This is a genomic window from Mycolicibacterium aurum (assembly GCF_900637195.1).
Lineage (GTDB): Bacteria > Actinomycetota > Actinomycetes > Mycobacteriales > Mycobacteriaceae > Mycobacterium > Mycobacterium aurum.
Genome location: NZ_LR134356.1, coordinates 5,118,924 through 5,129,340 on the forward strand (window position 1 = coordinate 5,118,924; position 10,417 = coordinate 5,129,340).

Genomic DNA, 10,417 nt, shown 5'->3' on the forward strand with positions numbered 1-10,417 from the left:
GCTGTACCGCCTCGTCACCGACGAGTCGTGACCCCGCGTACGCGAGTAGCACGGTGACGTCGGGCGACGACGCGGTCGCCGCTGCTGCGGAGCGGGCCAGGGAAACCGCCCTTCGCAACATCCCGGCGTTCGGCGACCTTCCGGTGCCCGCCGACACCGCCAATCTGCGTGAGGGCGCGAACCTCAACGACGCACTGCTGGCACTTCTGCCGCTCGTCGGCGTCTGGCGGGGCGAAGGAGAAGGCCGGGACGCCCACGGCGACTACCGATTCGGTCAGCAGATCGTCGTCTCCCACGACGGCGGCGACTACCTCAACTGGGAGGCCCGCTCGTGGCGCCTCGACGCCGACGGGGAGTACGAGCAGCCCGGCCTCCGCGAATCCGGGTTCTGGCGATTCGTCGACGATCCGGCCGACCCCACCGAAACGCAGGCCATCGAGCTCCTGTTGGCGCACTCCGCCGGGTACATCGAATTGTTCTACGGTCGTCCCCTCAACCAGGCGTCGTGGGAACTGGTCACAGACGCACTGGCGCGCAGCAAGTCCGGCGTTCTCGTCGGCGGCGCCAAACGCCTCTACGGCATCATCGACGGCGGTGACCTTGCCTACGTCGAGGAACGCGTCGACGCCGACGGCGGTCTGGTGCCGCATCTGTCCGCCCGGCTGGCCAGGTTCGTCGGCTAGTGCGTCGTTGGATGATGGCAGTGGCGGTGGCCGCTGCGGGAGCGGCGGCCGCCTGTTCGGCGCCCACCGAATCGACTCGGGACTCGACGCCGAGCTCGGCGGTGCCCAGCGTGGGTCACGGAGCGTTCGCGTACTGCCTGGGTCAGCACGGCATCCCGGTACCCCCGGGGCCTGCATCGGGGCCTCCGCCCGGCGTCGACGCCGGCGCGTGGGACACCGCGATGTCGGAGTGCTCGTCTCTGGCCCCGGGCCCAGGCCCGGGTTAGTTCAGCACCGGCGCGCGGCCCGCGTCGGCCAGCCAGCGCTGCTGGAGCCGGTCCAGCGTGCCGTTGCCACGCAGCGTGTCGACCGCCCAGGACACGCAGCGCGTCAGTGAACTCTCGTGGTCCAGCACGATGCCGAACTGTTCGACATCGTCGCTCGGCCCGGGCAGCTGCCCCACCATCATCCCTCCGCGGAGTTCGTTGGCCACCGAGAAGGCTGTCGGTAGGTCGGCCACCAACGCGTCGATCTCGCCGTCGACCAATGCTGTCTTGGCCTCGCCGGTGGTGTCGTACACCGCGACGGCTTGCCGCCCGTCGAGCGCGGCCGCGGCGGCTGCGCTGGTGCTGCCGATCTGTGCACCCAACCGCAGCACCCTCAGGTCGTCGAGGTTCGTCGCCGTGGCGGCAGGCGAGGTACGCACCGTCACCACTGCCTGGGTGACGTCGAGGTAGGGCGACGAGAAGTCCACCGCGGCACTGCGTTGCTCGGTGATCGAGAACTGGGAAAGGTTCACGTCGAAGGATTTGGCGCCCGGGGCAAGCGCGGCGTTGAACGGCACCCGCACCCAGCGCACGTCGTCAGCGGTGTACTGCAGTTCAGCCGCCACGGCATACGCGAGTGCGGACTCGAACCCCTCCCCGTTGGAGGGGTCGTCGCCCAGGTACCAGGGCGGGTAGACGGGCAGGTCGGCGCCGAAGGTCAGGATGCCGGGGTACAGCGTGGCCAAGGTGTCCTTGCTGCACTTTCGCGCGTCCAGTGTCGGGGCGGTGACGGCGGTGGGTGCGGCGCAGGACGAGACGGCCAGGACGGCCAGTGCGGCTGCGATGGCCTTCCATCCCAGGATGGAAGACGAGTGCATAGCCGCATCATTGCAGATTTCGAAAGTTGTGCAGTCTCCGGAAATGGAGCGGCCCCCGAGCCTTGTGTTCCTGGCCGGACAGACCAGGGGGCTCGGGGGCCGGGTGACTGCGGGGAATTCGCCAGCGCGCACAGGTGCGACGAGCGCTCTCCCGGCGCTGCTAGCTCGCAGCCACCTCACATGTCCATATGTCACTCAATTTCTCGGACCACCTCCTTCCCTGTGTACACGCGACCGTACTCCCGCTCTGGCAGGGCGACAAGGGATTTAAGCGCTCAGCGATCACAGATGATCGCGGCGTCCACCAATGCGGTGATGTCGTCGGCGAGCGGCGAGTGCGCCAAGGGTTGTCCGTCGAGAGTGTGCACGCGCGCCGCGAGGGTGATGCTGGACACCAGCCAGACACCTTGGGCCGCAGTCAGATCGGCGGGCGTGAGCGCCTGGTAGTCGCAATCGAAACCCTTGTTCCGAGCCACCTCGAACAACGCCTGCTGGGTGGTTCCCCGCAGAATGGGAAACCAGGGCGGCGGCGTCAACAGGCAGGTGCGGCCGTCGGCTGACGAGGTGGCGATCACGACAGTCGAACGCGGCCCCTCCAGAATGTGGCCATCGGTGCTGACGAAGATGACGTCTCCGGCGCCCGCGCGTTCGGCGTGCCGCAGTGCAGCCATGTTGACCGCGTAGGACAACGTCTTGGCGCCGGCCAGCAGCCACGGCATCGCCTCCACGCCGTCGGCGGCAAGGCCACGCTCCAGGGTCAGCGCTGCCAGACCGTCGCGACGGACCTCGGCGACCCGTGCCGGAACCGGGCCGATCATGGCGTACCCCGTCGGTGCCGACCCGTGCTCACGGCCACGGGAGTACACCAGGCGCAGCACGCCTTCGTCGCCGCCGGCGGACATCCAGGTGCCGACCGCGGTGTCGACCGTGGCACGCCACAGGGCGGTGTCCGGCGCGGGGAGGTCGACCAGGTGTGCCGAATGCGCCAGCCGGTTCAGGTGCGCGTCGAGCAGGCATGGGCGGCCACCCCGCACCAGCAGGGTCTCGAAGATGCCGTCACCGCGCACCGCGGCCAGATCGTCGGCGTACAGCAGGGGAACGTCGGGGTCGTGCAGTTGTCCGTCGAGGGTTACGACGACGCCCGGTACCTCAGCCATGGGAAATCAGCGTAGCCCCGGCCGGTCGTGCGGGAATCGTAGAGTTGACCCATGACGTCAAGCAGCTCCGGGGTACCGGCTCCCCCCACCGGGCCCGACGCCGACGCGGTGTGGCACTTCGGTGACCCGCTCGGCGAACAACGAGCCGCCGCCGAGGGCGCCGTGGTCATCGACCGCTCGCACCGCGCCGTACTGACCCTGACCGGTGCCGAGCGCAGGTCATGGCTGCACACCATCTCCAGCCAGCACGTCAGTGAGCTTCCCGACGGCGCCGTGGTCGAGAATTTGAGCCTGGACGGCCAGGGCCGTGTCGAAGATCACTGGCTGCAGACCGAGCTCGACGGCCGCACCGTGATCGACACCGAACCGTGGCGCGGGGAACCGCTGCTGAGCTTCTTGCGCAAGATGGTGTTCTGGGCCGATGTCGTGGTCGAGCCCGCCGATCTCGGGGTGTTGTCGCTGCTCGGGCCGGCGCTCGCCGGGCCGCCGGTGCTCGCGGCACTCGGCCTGGCTGCACTACCCGCGGAGGGCACCGCCGCCGCACTGGCCGACGGCGGATTCGTCCGCCACCTGCCTGGCCCCGGGGGCGAGATCGACCTCGTGGTGCCGCGGGCCGATATCGCGGCGTGGCGGGACAGGCTGGTGGCTGCCGGTGTCCGGCCGGCGGGTGTGTGGGCCTATGAGGCGCACCGAGTCGCTGCCCGGCGTCCGCGTCTCGGGGTGGACACCGACGAGCGCACGATCCCGCACGAGGTGGGCTGGATCGGCGGGCCCGGGGTGGGCGCCGTGCACCTCGACAAGGGCTGCTACCGCGGGCAGGAGACCGTCGCGCGGGTGCACAACCTGGGCAAACCTCCGCGCATGCTGGTGATCCTGCATCTCGACGGCGACGCCGACCGCCCCTCCTCCGGCGATCCGGTTCTCGCGGGCGGCCGCACTGTGGGCCGGCTGGGCACGGTCGTCGACCACGTCGACGAGGGGGCGATCGCGCTGGCGCTGCTCAAGCGCGGCCTGCCGGCGGACATCGAGTTGACCACCGGTGGTGAGCTGCAGGTTTCCGCCGCGATCGACCCCGATTCGCTGCCGGCCGCCGATTCGGTGGGTGCGGGGCGGCTGGCCGTCGAGCGGCTGCGGGGCGGCGCGCGCTGACAGAGTGACGTGAAAACGCCTCGGGAACAGGGCCTGCCAGCGCCGCGGCGCGGCGCACGGTAAAGTGTCGGCAGGACAATAAACACACTCAGATCGGAGCCGCCTAGCAATTGGGCCGCTCCGTTATTGCGCGAGGGGGTTCCCCCATGGGCCGCGGCCGGGCAAAGGCAAAGCAGACCAAGGTTGCACGTGAGCTCAAATACAGCTCACCGCAGACGGATTTCACGCAGCTACAGCGTGAGCTGGCAGGTTCGTCAGACGACGACCCCCGTAACGGCAGCGAGCCGCTGTCAGACGACGGCTGGGCCGACGATGACGACTGGCGGCGCTAAGTGCGCCGGCCCTCCGCAGTATTCCTAGAATCTAGGGTGCTGTCCCACGAGCACTGCTCGTGAGGCGTCTTTACTGCCCTTCTTGATGGTCCCGAGGGTCCAGCAATTCAGGTGACGGGCAGTCAACACGGCCAGCGCGCGATCGGTGTCCTCCGGCGCGACGACAGCCACCATCCCGACACCCATGTTGAACGTCTTGTCCATTTCCGCTCGTTCGATACGACCGCGCTGCGCGATCATGCCGAACACCGGTGCGGGCGTCCACGTGCCGCGGTCGAGTTCTGCCACCAGACCGGGCGGGATGACACGTTCCAGGTTGCCGGCGAGTCCGCCGCCGGTGACGTGGCAGAACGTCCGCACCTGGGTCTCGGCGGCCAGCGCGAGGCAGTCTTTGGTGTAGATGCGGGTCGGCTCCAACAACTCCTCGCCGAGAGTGCGGCCGAACTCCTCGACGTGACCGGCGAGGTTCATGTGGTCGATCTCCAGCAGCACGTGCCGGGCCAGTGAGTAACCGTTCGAGTGCAGGCCGGTCGAGGCCATCGCGATGATCACGTCGCCGGGCCTGACCCGGTCCGGTCCGAGGACATCGTCAGCTTCGACGACCCCGATCCCGGTGGCCGAGATGTCGTAATGGTCGGGCGCCATCAGCCCCGGATGCTCGGCCGTCTCGCCGCCGAGCAGGGCGCACCCGGCCTGCACGCAGCCGTCGGCGATGCCGGAGACGAGTTCGGCGACGCGTTCCGGGACGGTCCGGCCGATCGCGATGTAGTCCTGCAGGAACAGCGGCTCGGCGCCGCACACCACCAGGTCGTCCACCACCATCGCGACCAGGTCGATGCCGACCGTGTCGTGCTTGTCCATCGCCTGCGCAACGGCCAACTTGGTGCCCACCCCGTCGGTGGATGAGGCCAGCAGCGGCTCGCGGTAGTCGCCGCGCAACGCGAAGAGGCCGGCGAACCCGCCGAGCCCGCCGCGTACCTCGGGCCGGGTGGCCTTCTTGGCAAGCGGCTTGAACAGTTCGACGGCACGGTCGCCGGCTTCGATGTCCACTCCAGCCGATGCATAGGAAATACCGTGTTGTTCGGCGATGCCGTGGTGTTCGACCCCTTTAGTCATCGAGAGCAAGGCTACCCGCGTATTCCCGGCGATTCGCTGCCAGTATCGGTTGTGCTGTGACACCGTCCAGTCATGGTTGTCATGCACAGGTACGTGGCGGCCGCCGCCATGTCTCTCGCGGCGGTGACCGCGACGGCGCCGGCTGGCCCGGCCTCGGCGACGCCGTCGGTCGGTACGTCGGCCGTCACGCTGTCGGCGAACACCGTCGACGGTGTCGATTACGTCACTCGCGAAATCACGATCGCTCCGGGCGGCAGCACCGGCTGGCACTACCACGACCCCACGGTGTACGGCCTCATTCGCAGCGGTACCCTCACCCGGACGTTGGCCAATTGCCAGGTCGACGGCACTTTTCCGGCCGGGACAGCGGTCGCTGAGGGCCGCGGTCCCGACCACGTCCACCTGGGTCGAAACCTGGGCTCCGAACCGCTGGTGATGTGGGTGAGCTACGTCGCGCCGGCCGGGACACCGTTGTCGGTGGACATGCCCGATCCCGGCTGCGGGTTTGCCTGACCCGGGAAGCGGTCACTCGTGGCCATGCCCTCTGATAGGCCCTCTGGAAATCTTCGCTGCCTGGTGACCGGTGCGACCGGCTACATCGGCGGCCACTTGGTGCCGGAACTGCTTGAGCGGGGCCACGCGGTGCGCGCCATGGCGCGCACCCCCGCCAAGCTGGACGACGCGAGCTGGCGCGACCGCGTCGAGGTGGTGAAGGGCGATCTGACCGATCCCGATTCGTTGACGGCAGCCTTCGAGGGCACCGACGTCGTCTACTACCTGGTGCACTCGATGGGAACGTCGAAGGACTTCGTCGCCGAGGAACGGCAGTCCGCGCGCAATGTGGCGGCTGCGGCGAAGCAGGCCGGCGTCCGCCGGGTGGTGTACCTCAGCGGTCTGCACCCTGAGGGCGTGGAGTTGTCCCGGCACCTCGCGTCGCGCACCGAGGTCGGGGAGATCCTCATCGAGTCCGGCATCGAGACCGTGGTGTTGCAGGCGGGCATCGTGATCGGCTCCGGCTCGGCGTCGTTCGAGATGGTCCGCCATCTGACCGACCGGCTGCCGGCGATGACGACGCCGAAGTGGGTGCACAACATGATTCAGCCCATCTCGATCGGCGACACCCTCTACTACCTGGCCGAAGCGGCCACGGCGGACATACCCGAGTCGCGGGCATGGGACATCGGCGGCCCGGACGCGATGGAGTACGGCGAGGCGATGCAGATCTACGCCGACGTCGCGGGTCTGAGCCGACGCATCATCATCGTGCTTCCGTTCCTGACCCCGACGATCGCGAGCTGGTGGGTGGGCCTGGTGACGCCGATCCCGTCTGGCCTGGCCCGGCCCCTGGTGGAATCACTGGCCCACGATGCGGTGATGCACGAGCACGACATCGACGCGGTGATACCGGCGCCGAACGGCGGACTGACGGACTACCGCGAGGCGGTGACAGAGGCACTGCGTCAGGACGGCACCGCCCGCCAGAAGGGTCGGCGTCACCTGATGCGCTTCAGTTCAGTTGCGCCGCAGTAGTTTCCAGGGCGACGCGACGGCCGGGCCGTTACGGACGCCGTAGCGCCGACGCGTTGTCGTTCTCGATCTGCAGTGGAATACCGGTGCGCGCCGCGGTCTCCAGCATGTGCTCGATGACGTTCTTTCCGAGCGCCGTCTCACCGGGCAGCTCGATCGGATAGTCGCCGTCGAAGCACGCCGAGCACAGCCGCGACGCGGGCTGCTCGGTGGCGGCGATCATGCCCTGGTTGCTGATGTAGCCGAGGCTGTCGGCGCCGATGGCGCGCCGGACACCGTCGAGCATGTCCTCCTCGTCGGCGGAGTTGCTGGCCGCGTTGGCGATGAGCTCGGCGGGGGTGGCGAAGTCGATCCCGTAGAAGCAGGGCCACTTGACCGGCGGCGAGGCGATCCGCACGTGCACTTCGAGTGCACCGGCCTCCCGCAGCATCCGGATCAGGGCGCGCTGGGTGTTGCCGCGCACGATGGAGTCGTCGACGACGATCAACCGCTTGCCGCGGATGACCTCCTTGAGCGGGTTGAGCTTCAGCCGGATGCCCAGCTGACGGATGGTCTGCGACGGCTGAATGAACGTGCGCCCCACGTAGGCGTTCTTCATCAGCCCCTGACCGTAGGGAATGCCGGAGCCCTGGGCGTAACCGACGGCAGCCGGGGTACCGGACTCGGGCACCCCGATCACCAGGTCGGCGTCGACGGGCCGTTCGACGGCCAACCTGCGACCGATCTCGACGCGGGTGGCGTGCACGGACCGGCCGCCGATGATGCTGTCGGGCCGGGCCAGGTAGACGTACTCGAAGACACAGCCCTTGGGGGTCGGGTTGGCGAAGCGGGTGGAGCGGACGCCGTCGGCGTCGATGGCCAGCAGTTCGCCCGGCTCGATGTCGCGGACGAATGCGGCGCCGACGATGTCGAGCGCAGCGGTCTCCGACGCCACCACCCAGCCGCGGTCCAGCCGGCCGAGCGACAGCGGGCGCACGCCGTAGGGATCGCGCGCAGCGTAGAGGGTGTTCTCGTCCATGAAGGTCAGGCAGAACGCGCCGCGGACCGTGGGCAGCAGCTCGAGGGCGGCCTGCTCGAGCGACGAGTCGGCAGCACCGTGGGCCAGTAGCGCGCCGAGAATATCCGAGTCGGTGGTGGCCGCGACCGCACCGCGGTTGCCCATCAGCCCTTCGTCACGGGCGCGGGCCGCGAGTTCCGCAGTGTTGACCAGGTTGCCGTTGTGTCCGAGAGCGACGCCCGTGCCCGCGGCGGTGTTGCGGAACACCGGCTGGGCGTTCTCCCACGTGGTGGATCCGGTGGTGGAGTAGCGACAGTGCCCGACGGCGACGTGGCCCGGCATGGCGGCCAACGTCTGCTCGTCGAAAACCTGGCTGACGAGTCCGAGATCTTTGAAGACCAGAACCTGCGACCCGTCGGCAACGGCGATGCCTGCTGCTTCCTGTCCTCTGTGCTGCAGGGCATACAGGCCGTAATAGGTGAGCTTCGCCACCTCCTCGCCGGGCGCCCAGACCCCGAATACGCCACATTCTTCTCGCGGCTCGTTCTCATCGTGGACAAGCGGCTCAGCGGTCACGATCAGGCTGCTCCCTGGGGGCTGTGGGTGACGGCGCAAGTCTACGGTGAACAGCGCCAAAACGCGGAATCAAGTGATGGTGTGTGAAGGCAACAACCAGCATTCACCGGTTTCGCATTCCTCAATCACGGCGCCTCAGTCGGGCAGCGCCACCAACGGCAGCGATTCGGCGATCTCGACCGCACGCGATCCCGACATCCGCAGCGCACCTGTGGCTGCCGTCTCGGCCAGCGTTGCGAGCCCGGTGGCCAGCAAGAGCCAGGTGCGCGGGTCGGTCTCGACGACGTTGGGCGGGTTGCCCCGGGTGTGGGTGAGGCCCGCGACGCACTGGACGGCGACGAACGGCGGCACCCGCACTTCCACGGCCGCGCCGGGCGCCACCGCGGCCAGCGTCCTGGCGGTCGTCCGCACCGCCTCGGCGATGACGGCGCGCTCGGGTGCAGGCGCGTCGTCGTCGCGCAACCACGCGGCGACCGCTGCGACGGCGGCGCGGGTCTTTGCCGGATCGGCAGTGCGGCGAGGGGCCATGATTTAGGTTCTCAAAGTGCCGCGCGACCGGGACGCACCGCCCTACAAGTTGGCGGGCGGCCTGCTCATGGCGATCGTCCTCGGCGCGGGCGCCCTGTTGTTCTGCCAGTTCCGCGGCGACTTCATCCCCTCGGTTCCGCTCACACTGCAGTCCGGGCGCGCCGGACTGGTTGTCGAACCGGGCGCCAAGGTGACCTTCAACGGGGTCGAGATCGGCCGGGTGTCCCGGATCGCCGACGTCAGCGCGGGCGCCGGCGAACCGATGGCCGAGGTGACGCTCGACGTCGACCCCGAGGTTCTCCACCTCATCCCGGCCAACGCAACGGCCGACATCCGGGCGACGACGGTGTTCGGCAACAAGTACGTGTCGTTCATCTCTCCGGAAAACCCGGTAGCGCAAAGACTCTCACCGCACGACGTGATCCGCGTGCACGCGGTCACGACGGAGTTCAACACCCTGTTCGAGACGGTCACCGCGATCGCCGAGCAGGTCGACCCCGTCAAGCTCAACCAGACACTGAGCGCGACGGCCCAGGCCCTCACGGGCCTCGGCGACCGGTTCGGCGGATCGCTGATCGACGGCCGCCGCATCCTCGGCGACCTGAATCCGAGGATGCCCCGACTGCGCGACGACATCGCACTCCTGGCAGCACTTGCCGACACCTATGCGGATGCGTCGCCGGCACTGTGGGACGGGCTCGTCGATGCTGTGACGACGGCGCGCACGCTCACCGATCACCGCGACGACGTCGACAAGGCTCTGATGGCCGCGCTCGGGCTCGCCGACCCGGCGTCGGACAGTCTGGGGCGCAGTACTCCATTTCTCGTGCGTGGCGCCGCCGACCTGCTGCCCACCTCGACGCTGCTCGACGAGTACCGCGGCATGATCTTCTGCACCCTCCGCAACTACGACGAAGTGCGGCCTCGGATCGAGCGCGCCTTCGGCGGCAACGGTTACTCGCTGACAGGTGCCGGCACCGCCGCCGGTGCCGGCAATCCGTTCGTCTACCCCGACAACCTGCCCCGCGTGAATGCCCGAGGCGGCCCGGGTGGTCGACCGGGGTGCTGGCAGAAGATCACCAAAGACCTGTATCCGATGCCGTATCTGGTGATGGACACCGGATACAGCCTCGCGCCCTACAACCATGTGGACCTTCCGAGTCCGATGTACACCGATTACGTGTGGGGCCGCCAGGTCGGTGAGCCCACCATCAACCCGTGACCCTTGA

General features: G+C 68.7%; 12 protein-coding genes. 7 read left to right on the forward strand and 5 right to left on the reverse strand.

All coding sequences use genetic code 11. The annotated features are described in order from the left end of the window. Positions 1 to 53 precede the first annotated feature (53 nt). Positions 54 to 683, forward strand: a complete 630-nt coding sequence (locus EL337_RS24175) for a heme-binding beta-barrel domain-containing protein (RefSeq protein WP_048633580.1) — start codon at positions 54 to 56, stop codon at positions 681 to 683. 11 nt (positions 684 to 694) lie between these two features. Next, on the forward strand, positions 695 to 949 hold the full coding sequence (locus EL337_RS24180; protein WP_197724146.1) for a hypothetical protein: 255 nt from the start codon (positions 695 to 697) through the stop codon (positions 947 to 949). Here EL337_RS24180 and EL337_RS24185 read toward each other — a convergent pair. Next, entirely contained in the window at positions 946 to 1,806 is an 861-nt protein-coding gene (locus tag EL337_RS24185) for an ABC transporter substrate-binding protein (protein ID WP_048633581.1), read from the reverse strand. The genes EL337_RS24180 and EL337_RS24185 overlap by 4 nt on opposite strands. 275 nt (positions 1,807 to 2,081) lie before the next feature. Then, positions 2,082 to 2,963 carry an aminodeoxychorismate lyase gene (locus EL337_RS24190; RefSeq protein ID WP_048633582.1) on the reverse strand — a complete coding sequence of 294 codons (882 nt, stop codon included), beginning with the start codon at positions 2,961 to 2,963 and terminating at the stop codon, positions 2,082 to 2,084. Positions 2,964 to 3,014: 51 nt separating this feature from the next. On the opposite strand from EL337_RS24190, the gene ygfZ reads away from it, so the two are divergent. Both ygfZ and EL337_RS24200 read left to right on the forward strand, forming a co-directional pair. Continuing rightward, on the forward strand, positions 3,015 to 4,112 hold the full coding sequence (gene ygfZ / locus EL337_RS24195) for a CAF17-like 4Fe-4S cluster assembly/insertion protein YgfZ (RefSeq protein ID WP_048633583.1): 1,098 nt from the start codon (positions 3,015 to 3,017) through the stop codon (positions 4,110 to 4,112). 146 nt (positions 4,113 to 4,258) lie between these two features. After that, positions 4,259 to 4,444 (forward strand): DUF3073 domain-containing protein, encoded by a 186-nt coding sequence (locus EL337_RS24200; RefSeq protein WP_048633584.1) that lies wholly within the window; start codon positions 4,259 to 4,261, stop codon positions 4,442 to 4,444. Between the two features lie 24 nt (positions 4,445 to 4,468). Here the strand turns inward: EL337_RS24200 and purM are convergent, their stop codons facing one another. Beyond that, a complete protein-coding gene (purM, locus tag EL337_RS24205) occupies positions 4,469 to 5,560 on the reverse strand; it encodes a phosphoribosylformylglycinamidine cyclo-ligase (RefSeq protein ID WP_048633585.1) in 1,092 nt (363 codons plus the stop codon). Between the two features lie 72 nt (positions 5,561 to 5,632). On the opposite strand from purM, the gene EL337_RS24210 reads away from it, so the two are divergent. Both EL337_RS24210 and EL337_RS24215 read left to right on the forward strand, forming a co-directional pair. Further along, positions 5,633 to 6,073 carry a cupin domain-containing protein gene (locus EL337_RS24210; protein WP_170216934.1) on the forward strand — a complete coding sequence of 147 codons (441 nt, stop codon included), beginning with the start codon at positions 5,633 to 5,635 and terminating at the stop codon, positions 6,071 to 6,073. Between the two features lie 24 nt (positions 6,074 to 6,097). Beyond that, positions 6,098 to 7,090, forward strand: a complete 993-nt coding sequence (locus tag EL337_RS24215) for an NAD(P)H-binding protein (RefSeq protein ID WP_048633586.1) — start codon at positions 6,098 to 6,100, stop codon at positions 7,088 to 7,090. Between the two features lie 28 nt (positions 7,091 to 7,118). Here the strand turns inward: EL337_RS24215 and purF are convergent, their stop codons facing one another. Together purF and EL337_RS24225 are read right to left on the reverse strand one after the other, a co-directional pair. Then, a complete protein-coding gene (gene purF / locus EL337_RS24220) occupies positions 7,119 to 8,660 on the reverse strand; it encodes an amidophosphoribosyltransferase (protein ID WP_048633587.1) in 1,542 nt (513 codons plus the stop codon). Positions 8,661 to 8,795: 135 nt separating this feature from the next. Further along, the gene (locus EL337_RS24225; protein ID WP_048633588.1) at positions 8,796 to 9,188 is read right to left on the reverse strand and encodes a sterol carrier family protein; all 393 of its coding nucleotides are present in this window, start codon (positions 9,186 to 9,188) and stop codon (positions 8,796 to 8,798) included. 16 nt (positions 9,189 to 9,204) lie between these two features. Here EL337_RS24225 and EL337_RS24230 point away from each other — a divergent pair, with 16 nt between their 5' ends. Then, positions 9,205 to 10,410: an MCE family protein gene (locus EL337_RS24230; protein WP_109860157.1), complete on the forward strand. Its 1,206-nt coding sequence runs from the start codon at positions 9,205 to 9,207 to the stop codon at positions 10,408 to 10,410. Positions 10,411 to 10,417: the final 7 nt, after the last annotated feature.